Genomic DNA, 18972 nt, shown 5'->3' on the forward strand with positions numbered 1-18972 from the left:
CACCCCTCTCCTCAATTATGCAATCTCCCTCTCGATCGTCTCAGCACAAGCCTGCTGACGATAGCTACCCTATGCTTAAACGCGCTATGACCTCACGTCACCTAATCATGTTGTCATTAGGCGGTGCAATTGGTACTGGCTTATTTATGGGTTCAGGACAAGTTATTTCCCAGGCTGGACCTCTCGGTGCTGTGCTTGCCTATATTATTGGTGGCTTAATTGCCTATATGGTGATGCTCTGCCTAGGTGAACTTGCAGTTCATCTCCCTGTATCTGGATCTTTTGGTGCATTTGCAACTAACTATATTGGTCCTGGTACAGGTTATATGGTCTCTTGGATGTACTGGCTAGGTTGGTCGGCAACCCTCGGAACAGAATTCACAGCAGCAGCAATCCTCATGCAAGAATGGTTTCCTCAAACATCCGTCTGGTTATGGACACTCATTTTTGCAACTGGCGTACTCATTTCAAACTTAAGCTCAACACGTACATTTGCAGAATCTGAATTTTGGTTATCATTTATTAAAGTAGCAACCGTACTTTTATTTATTATTCTTGGTTTTGCTTGTATTTTTGGTGTTATTCCATTTCAAGGATATGAATCAGCACCACTTTTTAGCAACTTAACCGAACATAGTTGGCTACCTAATGGTCTAATTCCTCTTTTCACAACACTATTAATTGTAAACTTTGCATTTAATGGTACAGAGATGATTGGTATTGCCGCAGGTGAAACTGAAAATCCAGAAAAAAATGTTCCTAAAGCTATCCATGCTGCAGTTTGGCGTTTAATTATTTTCTTTGTAGGTACCATTATTGTTATTAGTTCACTACTGACCTACACCAATACAGGATTACAAGTCGGTGGTCATGGTGGTTTAAGCAGTAGTCCTTTCGTTTCTGTATTCACTCAAATGGGAATTCCATACGCTGAAGACTTTATTCGTTTTGTGATTATTACTGCATTATTATCGACTGCAAACTCAGGTTTATATGCCGCATCACGTATGATGTGGGCACTTTCCGCTCAAAAACAATTACCTCAAGTTTTCTCAAAATTATCTAAATCTGGCATTCCTGTTTTAGCTGTTTTAGTCACAATGATTGGTGGCTTACCTGGCTTATTATCTGAACAATTTGGTGCAGATGTCATCTTTAAAAACCTCATGGGAGTTGCCGCATTTACCATGGTTATTGTGTGGATGAGTATTTGCTGGAGTCAATTTAATTTCCGTCGCCAATGGTTAAAGCAAGGTCACAGTATTACTGAATTAAAATTCCGTACTCCTTTGTTTCCACTTGTACCGATTGTAGGTTTTGCATGTTGCACATTAACAGGCTTAAGTATGGCTGCAGATCCTGAAATGCTTTCAGGCTTTATTGGTTGCCTAATTTTTATGAGTCTATGCTATGTCGCATATTATGGGCTATATCATAAGAAAGTTTAAAATATTAAGCGCAATTTTCGAATTGCGCTTTTTTCAAAAAAAAACTAAAAAAACTGCTTATCTACTAGTCTAAATAAACATATAAATTAATTCACTTTTAAAATATTTACCAAAAATTATACAAACAGATTATTTTTAGCCAAATAACGAGGTTTGTCGTTTGACACTCTGTTTAAAACCCCATAATATAGCCATCACCTCAAAACGTCCCTATCGTCTAGAGGCCTAGGACATCGCCCTTTCACGGCGGTAACCGGGGTTCGAATCCCCGTAGGGACGCCATATATCGCATCATGCGATCACTCGTTATACAAAATTCTTATAATTTAATTGCAGATTTGTAGTTTTTCACTACAATGGATCGCTTCTTTTATCTACTTTCTAAAATCCTATGCACTCATCTCCGAATGATGCTTCGCATCAGGGCAATTCTGCGCCTTTAAAACGCGCTATGAGTACTCGACATCTTGTTATGATTTCACTTGGCGGTGCAATCGGAACAGGCCTATTTTTAGGGTCGGGTGAAGTCATTGCACAAACGGGGCCAGTAGGTGCCATTATTGCTTATTTCCTAGGTGGTATTATCGCATATATGGTAATGCTATGCTTAGGAGAGCTTGCCGTACACATGCCTGAATCAGGTTCTTTTGGCGCTTATGCAAAACGCTATATTGGACCAGGCACAGGCTATACCATCACATGGTTATATTGGCTAACATGGTCAGTAACCCTTGGAACTGAATTTACCGCTGCTGCACTTTTAATGCAGGAATGGTTCCCTGACAGTTCAATGTGGATGTGGACACTTATTTTTGGTGTTTTCGTGTTTACTCTCAACATGATTTCAACCAAATGGTTTGCTGAATCTGAATTTTGGCTAGCTCTAATTAAAGTTATTACCGTTGTTGCTTTTATTCTTTTAGGTTTACTCGCAATTTTTGGTCTACTTGATTATCGCGGTTTTGAATCAGCTCCTCTTTTCACAAACTTAACCGCTCAAGGCTTTTTCCCTGAAGGTCTATTCCCTATTTTCACAACAATGCTTATTGTTAACTTTGCCTTTTCAGGTACAGAGTTAATTGGTGTTGCTGCAGGTGAAACTAAAGACCCTGCGAAAAATGTGCCTAAAGCAATTAATACTGCTATTTTCCGCTTATTAATTTTCTTTGTAGGTACAATTATTGTTGTAACCTCACTACTACCTCATCAAGAAGCGGGTTTAAATGCGGAAGGTGTAAGTAGCAGTCCATTCGTAACAGTATTCCAGCACATTGGTATTCCTTATGCAGAAGATATTATTCGTTTCGTAATTATTACGGCACTATTATCTGCTGCAAACTCTGGTTTATTTGCAGCATCTCGTATGATGTGGTCACTTTCATATAAAAAACAGCTTCCTGCTGTATTTTCAAAAGTGAATAAACGAGGTATTCCATATGTGGCTGTTATTGTGACCATGATTGGTGGTTTACCAGGTTTACTTTCTGAACAATTTGCGCCTGAAACAATTTTCACAAATTTACTTGGTATTGCAGCATTTACAATGGTAGTCGTTTGGATGAGCATTTGCTTAAGCCAATTCAATTTCCGACGTGAATGGTATAAATCAGGACGCACAAAAGAAGAATTAGGCTTTGCTGCCCCATTTTTCCCAATAGTGCCAATTTTAGGTTTTATATTCTGCTTTATTACCTGTGTAAGCATGGTCTTTGATCCATCATTGCAAATCAGTTTCTTTGGCTGTTTAGCATTTATTGGTCTTTGTTACGTAAGTTACTATACGCTTTACCACAATAAGTCTGAATAACAGTGAAAAAGAGCAACGTCAGTTGCTCTTTTTTATAACACTCAAAATAATATTAAAAACTTTTTAAAGCTTAAATTTCTTTCTTTTTTTCAATTTTTAGCCTTTTTGGTATATTTAAACTCAATAATGCCGATAAATTATCCATTCGATTACATTACACATTTATTTTATAGAAAAGCGTTTGACACCCTACTCATTTCACCCTAATATACGCCCACCTCTGAAACGTCCCTATCGTCTAGAGGCCTAGGACATCGCCCTTTCACGGCGGTAACCGGGGTTCGAATCCCCGTAGGGACGCCAATTTTCAGAAGTACATTTTATTAAGTCCCTATCGTCTAGAGGCCTAGGACATCGCCCTTTCACGGCGGTAACCGGGGTTCGAATCCCCGTAGGGACGCCATTACTTAAAGTACAAAGTAACGGTTTTAAAATTTATCTTCTGTACTGTCCCTATCGTCTAGAGGCCTAGGACATCGCCCTTTCACGGCGGTAACCGGGGTTCGAATCCCCGTAGGGACGCCACATTCAAGATGGAAACATCTTATAAAAAAGCCCAAGCATTTAAGACTTGGGCTTTTTTTTGCCTATATTTTTATTTACATGGTATGCACTATTTTTGAATAATAAATAAAACAGAGATTTATCATTATGCACATTCAATTATTTCATTTACCCAACTCTAGATCTCAACGAATAATATGGTTATTAGAAGAACTTAAATTAGAATATGAAATTACCCTGTGTACTACACACGTAAATGATTTGGGATTCGAACAACTCAAAAAATTAGATATAACAGCAAAATTTCCAACTGTTCAAATTACAAATCAACAAGAAAAATTTATTTTGAAAGAATCCACAGCAATTATGGAATATTTAATTTTTTATTCACAAAACACGAATAACAACATGCAACTGCATAATCACAATCATCATTATTACTATTGGAAAAATTTCTCTGAAGCGACATTACTACCTGATTTAGTTTTAAAGCAAGTATTTCATCAAATTATGATTCAATCGCCTTTCTTATTCAGACTTGTTCCTAAAATAATAAAATATGCTTTTGATCAAGCTTATTTGAATCCCGTACTCAAACAACATATACAAGCGATTGATCTTCATTTAGCAAAACATCACTGGTTTGCAGGAGATCAATTCACCATCGCAGATATATTACTGTGGTTTCCTGTTCTTACTTATGTCACTACCTTAGAGTCTTGTAATAGTTTCCCTCATATTGAGGCTTATCTTGAAAACATTAATCAACGTCCTGCTTTTCAAAGAAGCCTAAAAAAAGGTCAATGGTCTCAAAAGGTGTTTAATGATTATTGGAAATCATCTTGGTGATTATTTAATACTGACTTGCAGCAATTAACTCACGTGTATATTCAGTTTTAGGCTGACTAAATAATTGTTCTGTTTCTTGAAACTCCATCACTTGAGCATGATGTAAAACAAGCACTTTCTGACATAATGCACGCACAACTTTTAAATCATGGCTAATAAAGATATAGCTCATACCTTCTTCACGCTGTAAGCGTCGTAGAAGCTCCACTACAGCTTTTTGAGTGGTTCTATCTAATGCAGATGTAGGCTCATCCAAAATAAGCAATTTAGGCCTTAAAACCAAAGCTCGCGCCAATGCAATACGCTGTCTTTGCCCACCAGATAGCTCATGTGGATAACGGGACTTAAAAGAAACAGGCAATTCAACTTTTTCTAAAGCCTGATCAACACGCTGTAAAATGTCTGTAGCGGACATTTTTTTTAGATATAACCCTTCAGATATAATTTGCTCTACATTTAAACGTGGATTTAAACTACTGAAAGGATCTTGAAAAACGATCTGAAAATATTCACGCAAAGGGCGTAATTGTTTTTCTTTAAGTACATTTAAATCATGTCCAAGTAAATGTATTTGCCCTTCACTTTCAATTAGGCGAGCCACTGCCAAGGCTAATGAACTTTTACCTGAACCACTTTCCCCAACTACTCCAATCGACTCACCTTGTAAAACCGTTAAATCCAAAGCCTCTACAGCAGTTACATAATCTTTCACACGATTAAGTAAGCCTTGTTTAATCGGAAACTTGACCTCCAAACGGTTTAACAGCAGTAACTCATTCTGTGCTTCAACTTTTAGAGCTTGACCAAAATTTTGTTCGAGTAGTGTCTGGGTATACCATGTTTGTGGAAAGTTAAATATTTGTTCTACCGAGTTTTGCTCTTCTACTTGACCTTGATTCATCACCACAACATCATCAGCATATCGATGTACTAGATTTAAATCATGACTAATTAAAATCATCGCCATATTGCGTGATTGTTGTAACGATTTTAGTAAATTTAAAATCTGGGCTTGTAAACTAACATCTAAAGCAGTCGTGGGCTCATCGGCAATTAAAATTTCAGGATCTTGAGCCAATGCCATCGCAATCATGACACGTTGCCTTTGACCACCTGAAAGCTCATGTGGGTAGCGTTTTAGCTTTTCTATAGGCTTAGGTATACCAACATCGTCTAATAGCTCTAAAACACGTGATTTAACCTGTTCTTTACCTAATCCATTCAGAAGCAGAGTTTCACCAATGATCTTTTCCACTGTGTGTAATGGATTCAAGGCAGTCATCGGTTCTTGAAAAATCATCGCAATTTTTTTGCCACGAATATTTCTAAATTGCGTATCCGATAACTCTAAAAGATTCTGCTTTTCAAAAATGACCTTTCCAGAAACATCTAAACTTGAAGATAACAATCCTAAAAGAGCTAAACTACTAATCGACTTGCCTGAACCGCTTTCCCCCACTATGGCTAAAGTTTTTCCTGCATGAAGCTTAAAGTTCAGATCTTCAACCAAAATATGCTCTTGACGTTGAATCTTTAAATGTTCAACTTGTAACAAGCATGGAGAATTATTGACGTCTTGGATCAAATGCATCGCGAGTCGCCTCTCCAATATAAATTAAAAGTGATAACACAATAGCCAGGGTAAAAAAGCCCGAAAGTGCAAGCCAAGGTGCTGTTAAATTATTTTTACCTTGTAGTAATAACTCGCCCAAAGATGCTGTTCCTGGTGGCAAACCATAACCTAGAAAATCCAATGCAGTTAAAGCCGTAATATTTGCAGTGAGCATAAGCGGTAATTGAGACAAACTTGAGCTCATAGCATTGGGTAAAATATGTCTAAACATAATCGTTCGATCATTTACCCCTAAGCTTCGTGCAGAACGTACATAATCAAAATTTCGGGCACGTAAAAACTCTGCCCGAACAAGTCCTACTAAAGCAGTCCATCCAAATAGCAACATAATGACAAAGAGCCAATAAATACTTGGGCTAAACATACTGACTAAAATCATCACCATGAATAGCATAGGTAAACCGCCCCACACTTCTAAAATGCGCTGACCGATTAAGTCGATCCATCCACCGTAATAGCCTTGAATTGCCCCCACAATAATACCCAAAATTGCAGAAGCAAAGGTCAAAGCAAAACCAAATAATAGCGATACTCTTAAACCATACAAAATACGGGCAAGTACATCACGACCTTGATCATCTGTGCCCAACCAATTTTGTGCCGTAGGTGGAGATGGTACAGGTACTGCCAAATCCAAATTAGGTGACTGATAAGAAAACTTAATAATGGGCCATATAGCCCAGCCGTTTTCAGCAATTAACTCTTTTACTACAGGATCTTTATATTCTGTCTCTGTCTCAAATATCCCACCAAATGTAGTTTCAGGATAATCTTTAAATACAGGGAAATAATAGGATTCATCATATTTCACAAGTAATGGCTTATCATTTGCGATGAACTCGGCACAAAGTGAAAAGAGGAAAATCACTAAGAACATTATAAGGCAGCTAAAACCCAACTTATTGGCTTTAAATTTAGCAATACGTTCACACATTAAAGGAGACATTAACGATCTCCTCTAGATTCAAAATTAATTCTCGGATCAATCACTTGATAAAGTACATCACTCAACAAGCGCAACAATAACCCTAATAAGGTAAATAAAAACAGCGTACCAAAAATAACAGGATAATCTCGCTGAACAATTGCCTCAAATCCCAACAACCCCAAACCGTCTAGATTGAAAATAATTTCAATAAATAGGTTACCCACAAAAAAGATACCAATGAGTGCTTCAGGTAAGCCTGCAATAACAATAAGCATAGCATTGCGAAATACATGCCCATACAACACACGGCGTTCAGTTAATCCTTTCGAACGAGCAGCGAGTACATATTGCTTACTTAACTCTTCCATAAAAGAATATTTCGTTAAGTAAGTTAAGCCTACAAAACCACCAATCACCATTGCCAATAAAGGCAAAGTCATATGCCAAAAATAATCGGTAATTTTTTCAAAGAAACCTAATTGTTGAAAGTTTTCAGACACTAAACCTTGCAAAGGAAACCATTGCAAATATGTTCCACCTGCAAAAAATACAATAAGCAATAAAGCAAAAGCAAAAGCAGGAATGGCATAACCAATTGCCAATAACATAGAGGTCGATTTATCGAATAGCATCCCGTGTTGTTTGGCTTTTTTAATACCTAGAGGAATGGAAATTAAATAAATGAGCAAAGTACTCCACAAGCCCAAAGACAACGATACTGGTAGCTTTTCCCACAACAGTTGAGTGACAGGTTTATCTTTAAAAAAACTCGTGCCAAAATCAAACTGCATATAACTTTTTAACATCATCCAAAAGCGCTCAGGTGCAGGCTTATCGAAACCATATTGTGCTTCGATTTTTTTCACCATTTCATCGCTTAGCCCTTTTGTTCCTTGATATGTACTCGACTGTGAAGCAGTTTCACCTGTAGATGTATTTCCCATACCTTGAAATGACTCTGCTTTTTGAATAGCTTGCTCAACAGGGCCACCAGGCGCGATTTGAATAACCACAAAATTAATCAATAAAATAAAAAAAAGCGTCGGAATAATCAGTAACAGTCGTTTTAAAATATAGCTACCCATATATGCTCCCCAATTCGACTTTTACTGCTTACGCAAATACTGTGTCACTTTCTTGGCTTTTTCAGGATTACTCCACCAATAATCGAAACCTATATTTAATTTTGGTTTTATTTTAGGTTGTTCGTACATATTCCAATATGCCAACCAGTTTTCACCTTTACCATAAGTCAAAATTTGATAATAACCAGAACGCAATAAACGGTCTAAAACTTTGGTGCGAATAATCAATTGCTCTCGATTTGGCGCATTAATCACAAGTTGAATCGCTTCATCAATCACAGGATTTCTAATACCAGCATAATTATAGTTTCCAGTCTCATTGGCGGCTTTACTCCCCCAAAATTGTGCTTGTTCATTGCCTGGATTTAATGACTGTGGCATAGCATTTGTAGTCATATCAAAGTCAAAACGACGCATACGCTCAATATATTGAGGCACATCAATTTGTCGAACATTCACAGTAATTCCCAAGCGTTTTAAGTTACGCACATAAGGCATCAATGTCCGTTGTAAACTGTCTTGGAATATTAAAAACTCAAATTGGATCGGCTGACCTGAATGGCCTAATAGCACCCCATTTTTATAGCGATAACCTGCTTTTAAAAGTAATTCACGTGCTTTTAATAAATTATTTCGATTAAAGCCACTTGCATCGGAAACGGGAGCTTTCCAAACATTCAAAACACCCTGCTTTTGAATTGGATCCAATTTTGCAAGCATTGGTTTTAAGATATTCATTTCCGCAGGTGATGGCACACCCTTCGCTTCAAGCTCACTATTAGAAAAATAGCTCGGTAAACGCTTATATTGCCCATAAAACAAAGCTTTGTTTTGCCATTCAAAATCATAGGCGTAACTTAATGCTTGGCGAAAACGTATATCATTAAATGGTTTTTTTCGCGTATTAAATACAAAACTCTGCGTGGTAATGGGATTTTGATGCTTAAATACTTTTTGTATCACCATACCTGCTTTTACCGCAGGAAATTGATAACCGGTTACCCATTTACGTGCCATGTATTCTTCATGGTATGTGTATTGCCCCGATTTAAATCCCTCAAACGCCACATCTAAATTGCGGTAATAGACATATTTAATATGGTCAAAATTATATCGACCTTTATTTACAGCAATATCTTTTGCCCAATAGTTCGGATTCCGCTTATAACGAATACTTCGCCCTGCATCAATATGATCAATAATATAAGGCCCTGAACCCAAAATAGGTTGCATCGTGAGCTTCGTAAAATCTCGTTTCTGCCAATCATTTTTAGAGTAAATAGGAAGCGATGCCAAAATTAGAGGCATTTCTGAATTACTTGCAGATTTAAAGGTCATCTTCACTTGATGTTTCGACAACACTTCTGTTTTTGCCAAATCTGCAATATACATTTGCAAACCCGGATTCGACTTTGTTTGATAAGTATCAAAAGTAAATTTCACATCTACAGCTGTAAGCGGACTACCATCACTAAATTTTGCTTTAGGGTTTAAATGATAAATCACATATTGAGTCTGCTTAGGATCAAAAGTCACTTTTTCCGCAAGTAATGGATACATCACTCCCGGCTCATCCATTGAACTTTTCATCAATGAATCGAAAACATAATCGATTCCCTCTACAGCGCTCCCCTTACCATTCATAGCATTTAAGTTATCGAAGGTTTCTTTCCCCGAGAGGCTAATATACCCCCCTTTAGGTGCATGAGGATTTGCATAAGGCATTGCCGATAAGCCTGCATATTTTGGCTGATTATGTATGGCAATATAAGAAGTGGTCTGCAATGCAGACCACCCATATTGAGTCAAAATCATCAGACTCGTAGCAAAACATAAATGTTTTAGCCAATGTTGTGCCATATAGATGGACTTCCTTTACATATTTGGAACTTTAATCACCTGTCCAATACGAAGTGCAGCACTTGGTTGCATATCATTCATTTCAGCCAGCGTTTTTGTATCCGTACTATAACGATTTGCAAGCCCAATTAAAGTATCACCACGTTTTACCGTATAAGACACTACTAATTTAGGAATATTAATTGACTGTCCTACACGCAACCCTGCTTTTGGACTTAAATCATTTAAAGCTGCAAGCTCAGAAACACTCATCCCCACACGATTTGCAATCGCATTTAAAGACTCACCTGACTTCACTGTATATTTTTCGGTGTTCTTAGATGATGCTGAGTTTTTCTTAGCTGACTCTGCACTTGACGTATCGACTTTCGATATTGCACGCTCACCGTCAAGCTTTAAGCGTTGACCAACACGTAAACCTGCATTTGCACTTAAGTCGTTAAAATCGGCTAATTCAGCAATTTGTAAATCAAACTTACGTGCAACACTACTTAAGGTATCACCTGATTGAACCACATAGGTTTCAGGCTTCTTCGAAGATGCAGTTTCAACTTTACTTGATGCTTTCGTTGTTGACTTCGGCTCATCACCTGTCAATTTCAACTTTTGACCAACACGTAAATTGGTATTACGGTTAATACCATTCACATTAGCAATATAATCAATTTCTAAATCATACTTATTTGAAATTGCAGATAAAGAATCCCCTGATTGCACGGTATAAGTATCAGGAACATTGCTACCCGCTGGAACTTTTAATGTTTGCCCTGCTTGTAAGCCTTTATTTAGCGCAATGTTATTTAAACCTGCCAACTCAGCAAGACTAATTTTGGACTGCGAAGCAATGCTATACAAAGTATCACCACGCTGAACGGTATAATTCTCAACTTTATAGCTTGGCGTAGATGTTACAGATTCACCCTTAACATTTGTTGATTTATCATCCGCTTTATCATTAGAAGCAACTTCATTGATTGGGACATTAATTTTTTGTCCTACCATTAAGTTACTGCTCGATGTTAAACCCGTCGTTAAATCTGCTAATTCCTGATTCGACAATGCATAACGATCTGCAATCAGTTTTAAATACTCACCACGTTTAACTGTATATGTTTTTGTCTTAATTTTTGCTGTTGCACGTTTAGCACCATCATCTTTTAAAGATAGTTTTTGACCAACACGCAAGTTACTTGTCGTCGTTAAATCATTAAAATCTGCAAGTTGTTTTACGCTTAAACCAAACTGGGCTGCAACCGAAGTTAAAGAATCATTGGCTTGAACCGTATAGACCTCTGGCTGTTTCGGTTTCGCTTCTTCAACAGGTTTAGCATCGTACAAATAAATTGTTGTACCCGCATATAAAGTTGCGTTTGGATCAATTTGGTTCCATTTTGCAACATCACGCCAATTCACACCATTTTTTAATGCAATTGTCGCTAATGTGTCACCCGAAATCACATTATATGTGCTGCGTTTACCTTTAGGTGCTACAACAACAACTTCAGAATCCGTTTTAATATAATTTTTACCAGCATTACGTTTTGCATCTTCTGAATCTGGTTTTGTATTATCCGCTACTGCTTTTGGATATGAGAAACCTTTCGTTAACTCTTTCCCTTCTTGCTCTGCAACAGATAAACTCGTCTGAATTGCTGTTAACTTAATTTTTCCATCATACGGATCTACAATTTCTGTTCCCGCAGGTGCAAGGCGTTTAAGTTCCGCGATCACTTGATCTTGCTCAGCTTGTGATGCAACAGGTTTAAGAACATCATCAATTTTTTGAGTCGATTCTTCAGCTTTTAATGCTGCTGTGATTTTTTCACGCTCAGCTGCTGAAATTGGTGGCTCAAGATTCACTTGCTTTACATTCACCGCAGGTGTAACAGCAACAGGAATACGTGGTGCACTTGGAATATCTGCATTATTAGCAAATGATGCCAAGGCATTTGATCCTCTTGGTGTAACGGCTAAAGGCGTTGAAACTTTGCTACTTGCTGTTAATACTGGTGCTGTTGCCACAGGCGTTGCAACTTTTGCCACCGAAGTTTTGGATGCAACTGAAGTTTGTAAAGCTGGTGGGGTTGGCTTAGTAGGAGAAACAGTAGTAGATGTATTCTTATTTGACGATGCTAACCACGTACTTGAAGATGAACTCGTGCCACTTAGTTTTTTTAATTTCGCATCGACTGATGGACTCACGTCCGCTGGAATTAAAATACGCATTGGGCTTTCACTATCAATACGCTCACCACGATGCCCTGGATTCAGTGCATATAGCTCTGCTCTACTTAATCCTGTTAATGCAGAGATATCATTTAAATTTGCAGTACCTACACTCACTTCTCTAAAGTGTGGACGGTTTGCAATTGGCGGTAAACTCACACCATATTTATGTGGATTTTTAACAATTTGTGCCACAGCCATAAAACGAGGCACGTAATACATTGTTTCTTGTGGTAGTTTCAATGACCAATAATCTGTAGGTAAGCCTGCAGCTTTATTACGATTAATAGCTTGCTGAACACGTCCAGGGCCTGCATTGTAAGCGGCTAAAGCAAGCTCCCATGAACCAAACTGATTATATAAACCACTTAAAAATTCGTATGCTGCACGTGTAGATTCAACAACATCACGTCGACCATCATACATACTTGTTTGTTTTAAACCATAAATACGACCCGTGCTTGGAATAAACTGCCACAAGCCTGCTGCAGCTGCACTACTTGTTGCTGCTGGATCATATGAACTTTCAATAATTGGAAGTAAAGCAAGCTCTGTAGGAATCCCACGACGTTCAGCTTCTTTAACTGTATGATATAAATAACGTGAAGCACGTGCGCTCAAGCGATCAATATACGGCTGACGCGACATAAACCAACTACGCTGTGCATCGATTCGTGGATTCCATTGGTCTGTATCCATTTTATAACCAACGCTCATGCGCTTCCAAACATCACCATGTTTTAAAATAAGTAAGCGGTCACCTTCTACTGCACGCATATCTGTTGCAGATAACAAATCTTCTAATGAATCTAAACTATTTGCATCTAAATAACCGCCACCTAATTGTTTTGATTTAGATGACCCACTTGCACTTTGAGAGGATGCACATCCTGTCATTAATCCTAAAGCAACAAGTGCAGATCCAACTGCTGTAATTTTAAATATTGATGGTACTGTCGGTTGCCACATGAGTGTGGTTGGTTTATACATAAGAAATCCAAACATCGTATAAATTATTTTTAATATAGACATTGTAGTGAAGCATCTCTGCGACACAAGGCTATAATTTAATGCTATTTATGCATAAATGTTACAAGAAATTAAAAAATTAAGATTTAAAAGACTTAATCGGTCAATTTGCGATATACAATAGCACTGTTTTTGTTTCACTCAAATTTTTTGGAAATGACTTATGTCTCAATCAATCACACTTTATGTAGATGGTGCATGTCGTGGCAATCCTGGCTTAGGTGGTTGGGGAGCATATATTATTGATGGTCAAGAAGAACGTAAAATTTGTGGTGGCGAAGACCATACAACAAACAACCGTATGGAATTAACTGCTGCCATCGAAGGTATTCTTGCATGCCCTTCTGATGCTAAATTAATTATTTGGACCGATTCTAATTATGTCAAACAAGGCATTACAGAGTGGATTCACGGTTGGAAAAAAAAGAACTGGAAAGACGTAAAAAACCCCGATCTTTGGAAAAAACTCGATGCAACCTGTCAGGGTCGTGAAATTGAGTGGAATTGGATTAAAGGTCACGCTGGTCATGCAGGAAATGAAATGGCAGATCAACTTGCAAACCAAGGTGCAGATGAAACTGCAAAAAAGTTAAACACCCCAGATTCAGATAAAAAAAAAGCTGAAAATGACTGGCTTCTAGATGACCCTTTTGGCTTTGATTTAGCCGAAGATGAAATTGATGAGTCTGAAGAACTTCTTGAAGAACCAAATCTTGTAGTTGAAGCAGAGGCTATAGATGAGTCAAATGAAGTCTTTATGGAAAATAAAGTCAACTCGAAAACTCATCCACAAATTGTCATTACACCTGCAACATTAGAAGCTCACGGTCCTCGTCAACTTATTCTAGATACAGAAACAACTGGTTTCTATTTCCAAGATACCGACCGTATTATTGAAGTAGGCGCAATTGAAATGATTAACCGTAAACTTACGGGAAGTTCAATTCACATCTACATCAACCCAGAAAAAGAAGTCGGTGAATCTGAGAATATTCACGGTATTTCTGATGATTTTTTAAAAGATAAACCTAAGTATGCCGAAATTGCGGATGTCTTATACGACTATCTAAAAGGTGCAGAAATTATTGCCCATAACGCAACATTCGATATGAACTTCTTAAATATGGAGTTCGAACGTGTTGGTTTAGGTAAGCTTTCTGATGTCTGTGAAGTCACAGATACTTTGGCAATGGCAAAGAATAAACATCCAGGTCAAAAAAACTCCCTCGATGCTTTAGTTCGTCGTTATGAAATTCCAGCACGTGATCGTACTTTCCACGGTGCCTTACTCGATGCTGAAATTCTGTCTGATGTCTATTTAGCAATGACTGGTGGGCAGGTATCTTTTGATATTGATGCTCTTTCTAGTACAGAGATTCTAGATGGTGAATCTGCTCGCCGTGAAGTCGAAATTCAACTTTCTGCCATATTACCATCTGAAGATGAACTAGCAGCACATGAGAATTGGGTCAAAGAATATGAGAAAAAACATGGCGAGCCTTGCCTTTTTGCAAAATAATATTTAAACGGATGTTTGTTTTTTTATTTAAAACTTGAATACTTAAGTTATAGTAAGTAATAAATATTTTGCTCATTTTGAGCATCCGAAATACAGCTATAACTTAGGATAGGTGCAGATAGATGTCTTACCAAACCTCAATACACTTTGACCCAACTGCATTACTTATAATTAAAAATGAAGTGGACAACTATATTTCACAAGTTGAAACTGCAGTAAGCACTTTAGTGGAAGATGAAACTTTACCTTTTGGTATTGATGATGCTTTATTACAGCTAGAACAATGTGCTCAAGTATTAAACCTCATTGGCATGAACAATCTTGCAAAAACAGCGAAATACTCTGCTGAATTAATGCGTAAGATTATGGCAAATCCAAGCGCAATTAACACTCAAGAAATTGTTGCCTTAAGTGAAGGCACAAACATGTTGAAGCGCTATATTGAATTTATCTGCCTACGTGAAGTTGAAATTCCACAATTTTTACTGAGCACATTAAACCGTTTAGAAATTGCTTTAGGCAAAACAGTCACTCAAGAAGGTTATCAAGTTGATAAATTCTTAGGTGACATTACACCTGATTTTGAGTTGCCTCAAGCACCTTCTCTAGAGAAATCTCAATACGTACATCGCCTATACAAATTTGCTTTAAATAGACTACTTAAACGAGAAGAAACTCTTTTAGATTTACAAGCAATTAAAATAGTGGGTGCTTATTTAGCAAATCTTTCTCACGAGCTTCCAAGTAAACAATATTGGAGTTTGGTTCATTACGTTTTTGAAAATATTGATCAACTCATTATTAACGAACCGCGTCTACGTACCTTCATTGAAATAGAAACTAACATTCGTCAATTCTTTGACACTCCTGAACGGTTTAAAGCAAATTTAAGTCATTTATCTAATATTTTAAGTTTAGCGATTAGCCAAGAAAATGCGACATCACAGCACATTCGTGATCAACTAAATATTGGCGACCAACTTTTAACAGACTTACAACTTCAAGTCTTTAGTCGTCATTTATATGGTCCAGACTACGATACTATTCATACGATTACTCAATTAGTATCTACTGAAATGGCGCAGTTACGTATTGATATTGAATATAACTATCAATCAATGAGCCCTGAAAAAACATTGGAGTTGCAAACTAAAATTCAAGACATTGCAAATATCTTCCATGTCTTAAATCTTGATGATGCGTACACATCTTTAAGCATTCAAGCAAAAGAATTAAAGAATACAGAGCTGTTAAAAGATGAAAGTTTTGCTCAAAAACTGATGAATGAGCTGCTTTCTGCAATGAATGCCATTGGTATTTTGGAGCGTCATCACACTTCTAGCCGTTTACAGCTTCGTGTAAACAACAAAAATATTGCGCTTGATCGTTTGGATGATGCACATGCAACATTACTCAATGAAGCAAAATTAACAATTGATTTAATCACCTTATGCTTAGAACAGCATCTTAAAGATCAAGAATTAGAACCTCTTGCTATTATTCCTTCAAAATTGGAAGAAGTTGCAGGTGCTCTTCTGTTCTTAAATGTTGTGACAGGTCAAACAGCTTTAAAAAATGCTGCTCATTTTGTTGCAGCACAAATTAATGCTCAAAAGCCACTTTCTCCAGAAGATACGCACTCAATTTTTGATACCTTAGCAAGTGCTGACATACTTATCGAAAATTTAAAAAACAAACAACCTGTTTTACAGTCAATGTTTGATGTAGCATTAGCAAGTAGCGAAAAACTTAAATCTGTAGCCTAATGACTCAATTATCACTTGCATATATTTTCCATCAACAACAACTTCTTGTAGATGAAAATTTTCAACTCCCTAAAGTTGAAAAGCTTGCAAGTGATTTAAGTTTTAGCACGGGTGATCAAGTGATTGCCCGTGACCTTCAAGACAATGAAGCTATTCCAAATGGCTTACAACTTGTTCCAATTCGTCAACTCCTTCAGTTTTGGAATACTCAACAATTCGAGCAAGCCAGTCGAGCAATTCAACTTTTAGAGTGGCGTCGAAATCATAAATTTTGTAGTCATTGTGGTGAAAAAACCGAAGTCCACTCGACTGAATTCGCAATGATTTGCCCTGCTTGTCGTTACCATCAATACCCGCGCGTTCAACCTTGTGTAATTACAGTCATTACACGTGGAGAAAATGAAATTTTGCTTGCCAAAAATGCAAAAAACAAAAGCAACATGTATGGTTTAATTGCAGGATTTGTTGAAGTGGGTGAAACTCTTGAAGATGCAGTTCGTCGTGAAACTGAAGAAGAAGTCGGCTTAAAGCTTAAAAATATCCAATATTTAGCAAGCCAACCTTGGCCATTTCCAAGCAATTTAATGATTGCCTTTAAAGCAGAATATGCAGATGGCAATCTGCTCTTACAAGAAGAAGAAATTAGCGATGCTCAATTTTTTAAATTTGATGCACTGCCTGAAATTCCATTTAAAGGTAGCATTGCACATGCCATGATTATGCATGTGACTCAAGGTTTAAAAGTTGCTGATGACACCAAAGACTGGCTTTAAGCCCCTCTTCACTCGAGCTTTAAGATTCAATTAAAGCTCGATCCAACACATTCATAATTTCAGATTTTGTTTTATAAAAACGACTAAAAATACTAGAAATAGATCCCATTAAAGTAACATGACCTGTTTTGGGAATAATCACCATTTCACTATGATTACCCAACTCTTTGAGTCTCTGATCAAAATCAGTTGCATTACTTAAATGTACAATTGTGTCATTTTCGGCAATAAATAAATAATGCTGAATATCATTCGACTCTACAAAATAATATGGCATGACATTTTGATAAGGCTCTTCCTGATCAAAGGCATCTGCACATAATGGATCACCCTTATAATCGAAATGATATGGCCCAGCCAACCCAACCAAAGCCTTGATATTCATTTTGCAACGAATATCATAAGTTTGTGGATGATAAACAGCCGACATAACATTAAATGCGCCTGCTGAATGCCCCATCAATACAACACTTTGTGTTGAAATATTTAACTTTTCTTGATGTAAATCCAAATAATTTAACGCAAGACTTAAATCATCAATATAAATAGGGAAAATATGTTGTGGTGCTAAATTGTAATTAATAATAACAACATCAAAGCCTTCTTTTGCAAAAGCCTCTCCTACAAAGCGATAATCTTTTTTATCCCCATGCGACCACGCACCACCATGAACAAATACAAGAAGTGGTCTATTTTTTCTAGGTGATGCTGTTTGATATAAATCTAAGCGATGACGAGCTGCTAAACCATAAGCAATATTTTCACGTATTGAATAACCTTTTTTAGGCGTAAGCCGATTTAAAGCATAGCTACCAACATCATAAATTCGAAACTCTTCATAGATATATTTCAAATTTGTTGTTTGTACTTTTAGCTTTTTTAGCAAAGGTTCAACATTATTGAGCATTTGGATCAATCGCAACAGGTGTTTGTACTGCAGGTTGAATTAACATATTAGCATTTGAGGAAGCTTTGTCTGTAGTATCAATGAGTGTCACAATTTTCGTTACATTCCCCACTTGTTGAAGCACTTGATTTAAATCCGTTGCTTCAGCCGTACTCAAACGCCCCATAACATAAAGAACACCATCTTCGGTATGAATACGTACTTTACTGTCAGATACCACCGGTGCTTTCATAATTAGCCCACGTGTGTTTGCAGTAACTGTTGTATCTTGCATAATTGTTGAATAACCAATTTGATTACCCACCGTAATATAGTTATGCACAGTTTTTACATCACTCATTGCTCGAACATTATCTTCAGCAAGTTGTTTTAAGTTCTGATCTGGCACCTGCCCCGTTAAAAGAACATTGCTATGAAAACTTTCAATATTCACACGAGATTGTTTAAAGCGAGAATCAAGTTTATATAAATTAATTTTTGCAGTACGCTCAATTGAATTATCAATAAAGACTTGTCCTAGTGATCTTGCACCACTTTCAGTGCCTACAGGTGCTGTACCTGTACCACCAGAAATAAAACTTGCACAGCCAGATAAGCTTGCAACACAGAGCATGGTTATTGCAATACGATTCAACACT

General features: G+C 37.2%; 13 protein-coding genes and 4 tRNA genes. 10 read left to right on the forward strand and 7 right to left on the reverse strand.

The annotated features are described in order from the left end of the window. The first annotated feature begins 17 nt into the window (after positions 1 to 17). The 7 genes from AC5YC8_RS04465 (at position 18) to AC5YC8_RS04495 (ending at position 4608) form a co-directional block, all read left to right on the forward strand. Entirely contained in the window at positions 18 to 1448 is a 1431-nt protein-coding gene (locus AC5YC8_RS04465) for an amino acid permease (protein WP_496163707.1), read from the forward strand. Positions 1449 to 1654: 206 nt separating this feature from the next. Continuing rightward, positions 1655 to 1730 (forward strand) — tRNA-Glu (locus AC5YC8_RS04470). A gap of 109 nt (positions 1731 to 1839) precedes the next feature. Next, positions 1840 to 3255: an amino acid permease gene (locus AC5YC8_RS04475; RefSeq protein ID WP_496117089.1), complete on the forward strand. Its 1416-nt coding sequence runs from the start codon at positions 1840 to 1842 to the stop codon at positions 3253 to 3255. Positions 3256 to 3482: 227 nt separating this feature from the next. After that, a tRNA-Glu gene (locus tag AC5YC8_RS04480) sits at positions 3483 to 3558 on the forward strand. A gap of 24 nt (positions 3559 to 3582) precedes the next feature. Next, positions 3583 to 3658 (forward strand) — tRNA-Glu (locus tag AC5YC8_RS04485). A gap of 46 nt (positions 3659 to 3704) precedes the next feature. After that, positions 3705 to 3780, forward strand: a tRNA-Glu gene (locus AC5YC8_RS04490). A 126-nt stretch (positions 3781 to 3906) separates the two neighbouring features. After that, positions 3907 to 4608: a glutathione binding-like protein gene (locus tag AC5YC8_RS04495; protein WP_496117091.1), complete on the forward strand. Its 702-nt coding sequence runs from the start codon at positions 3907 to 3909 to the stop codon at positions 4606 to 4608. A 4-nt stretch (positions 4609 to 4612) separates the two neighbouring features. On the opposite strand, the gene AC5YC8_RS04500 is transcribed toward AC5YC8_RS04495, so the two are convergent. Genes AC5YC8_RS04500 through AC5YC8_RS04520 form a run of 5 tightly spaced genes read right to left on the reverse strand, consistent with a single transcriptional unit; the run spans position 4613 to position 13330 of the window. Then, positions 4613 to 6199: an ABC transporter ATP-binding protein gene (locus tag AC5YC8_RS04500; RefSeq protein WP_496163708.1), complete on the reverse strand. Its 1587-nt coding sequence runs from the start codon at positions 6197 to 6199 to the stop codon at positions 4613 to 4615. Beyond that, positions 6174 to 7187: an ABC transporter permease gene (locus tag AC5YC8_RS04505; protein ID WP_496163709.1), complete on the reverse strand. Its 1014-nt coding sequence runs from the start codon at positions 7185 to 7187 to the stop codon at positions 6174 to 6176. The genes AC5YC8_RS04500 and AC5YC8_RS04505 overlap by 26 nt, the downstream gene beginning before the upstream one ends. Continuing rightward, positions 7187 to 8254, reverse strand: coding sequence for a microcin C ABC transporter permease YejB (locus AC5YC8_RS04510; RefSeq protein WP_496163710.1), 1068 nt, complete (start codon positions 8252 to 8254; stop codon positions 7187 to 7189). The genes AC5YC8_RS04505 and AC5YC8_RS04510 overlap by 1 nt, the downstream gene beginning before the upstream one ends. A 21-nt stretch (positions 8255 to 8275) precedes the next feature. Beyond that, on the reverse strand, positions 8276 to 10069 hold the full coding sequence (locus AC5YC8_RS04515; protein ID WP_496163909.1) for an extracellular solute-binding protein: 1794 nt from the start codon (positions 10067 to 10069) through the stop codon (positions 8276 to 8278). Positions 10070 to 10129: 60 nt separating this feature from the next. Beyond that, positions 10130 to 13330, reverse strand: a complete 3201-nt coding sequence (locus AC5YC8_RS04520) for a LysM peptidoglycan-binding domain-containing protein (RefSeq protein WP_496163711.1) — start codon at positions 13328 to 13330, stop codon at positions 10130 to 10132. A 202-nt stretch (positions 13331 to 13532) separates the two neighbouring features. Here AC5YC8_RS04520 and dnaQ point away from each other — a divergent pair, with 202 nt between their 5' ends. The 3 genes from dnaQ (at position 13533) to nudC (ending at position 17427) form a co-directional block, all read left to right on the forward strand. Next, a complete protein-coding gene (gene dnaQ, locus AC5YC8_RS04525) occupies positions 13533 to 14888 on the forward strand; it encodes a DNA polymerase III subunit epsilon (RefSeq protein WP_496163712.1) in 1356 nt (451 codons plus the stop codon). Positions 14889 to 15010: 122 nt separating this feature from the next. After that, positions 15011 to 16654 carry a chemotaxis protein gene (locus AC5YC8_RS04530; RefSeq protein WP_496163713.1) on the forward strand — a complete coding sequence of 548 codons (1644 nt, stop codon included), beginning with the start codon at positions 15011 to 15013 and terminating at the stop codon, positions 16652 to 16654. Further along, a complete protein-coding gene (nudC, locus tag AC5YC8_RS04535; RefSeq protein ID WP_496117105.1) occupies positions 16654 to 17427 on the forward strand; it encodes an NAD(+) diphosphatase in 774 nt (257 codons plus the stop codon). The genes AC5YC8_RS04530 and nudC overlap by 1 nt, the downstream gene beginning before the upstream one ends. Before the next feature lie 19 nt (positions 17428 to 17446). Here nudC and AC5YC8_RS04540 read toward each other — a convergent pair whose 3' ends face one another. Together AC5YC8_RS04540 and AC5YC8_RS04545 are read right to left on the reverse strand one after the other, a co-directional pair. Next, on the reverse strand, positions 17447 to 18334 hold the full coding sequence (locus AC5YC8_RS04540) for an alpha/beta hydrolase (RefSeq protein ID WP_496163714.1): 888 nt from the start codon (positions 18332 to 18334) through the stop codon (positions 17447 to 17449). Further along, positions 18324 to 18971 carry a BON domain-containing protein gene (locus AC5YC8_RS04545; RefSeq protein WP_496117109.1) on the reverse strand — a complete coding sequence of 216 codons (648 nt, stop codon included), beginning with the start codon at positions 18969 to 18971 and terminating at the stop codon, positions 18324 to 18326. Before AC5YC8_RS04545 ends, AC5YC8_RS04540 begins: the two co-directional genes overlap by 11 nt. Position 18972 lies beyond the last annotated feature (1 nt).

The sequence above is a fragment of the Acinetobacter sp. FY731 genome (assembly GCF_059515905.1).

Bases quoted from the DNA above. Each gene is read 5' to 3' on its own strand.
- AC5YC8_RS04465 (WP_496163707.1), top strand. From the start codon at position 18: ATGCAATCTCCCTCTCGATCGTCTCAGCACAAGCCTGCTGACGATAGC.
- AC5YC8_RS04475 (WP_496117089.1), top strand. From the start codon at position 1,840: ATGCACTCATCTCCGAATGATGCTTCGCATCAGGGCAATTCTGCGCCT.
- AC5YC8_RS04495 (WP_496117091.1), top strand. From the start codon at position 3,907: ATGCACATTCAATTATTTCATTTACCCAACTCTAGATCTCAACGAATA.
- AC5YC8_RS04500 (WP_496163708.1), bottom strand. From the start codon at position 6,199: ATGCATTTGATCCAAGACGTCAATAATTCTCCATGCTTGTTACAAGTT.
- AC5YC8_RS04505 (WP_496163709.1), bottom strand. From the start codon at position 7,187: ATGTCTCCTTTAATGTGTGAACGTATTGCTAAATTTAAAGCCAATAAG.
- AC5YC8_RS04510 (WP_496163710.1), bottom strand. From the start codon at position 8,254: ATGGGTAGCTATATTTTAAAACGACTGTTACTGATTATTCCGACGCTT.
- AC5YC8_RS04515 (WP_496163909.1), bottom strand. From the start codon at position 10,069: ATGATTTTGACTCAATATGGGTGGTCTGCATTGCAGACCACTTCTTAT.
- AC5YC8_RS04520 (WP_496163711.1), bottom strand. From the start codon at position 13,330: ATGTATAAACCAACCACACTCATGTGGCAACCGACAGTACCATCAATA.
- dnaQ (WP_496163712.1), top strand. From the start codon at position 13,533: ATGTCTCAATCAATCACACTTTATGTAGATGGTGCATGTCGTGGCAAT.
- AC5YC8_RS04530 (WP_496163713.1), top strand. From the start codon at position 15,011: ATGTCTTACCAAACCTCAATACACTTTGACCCAACTGCATTACTTATA.
- nudC (WP_496117105.1), top strand. From the start codon at position 16,654: ATGACTCAATTATCACTTGCATATATTTTCCATCAACAACAACTTCTT.
- AC5YC8_RS04540 (WP_496163714.1), bottom strand. From the start codon at position 18,334: ATGCTCAATAATGTTGAACCTTTGCTAAAAAAGCTAAAAGTACAAACA.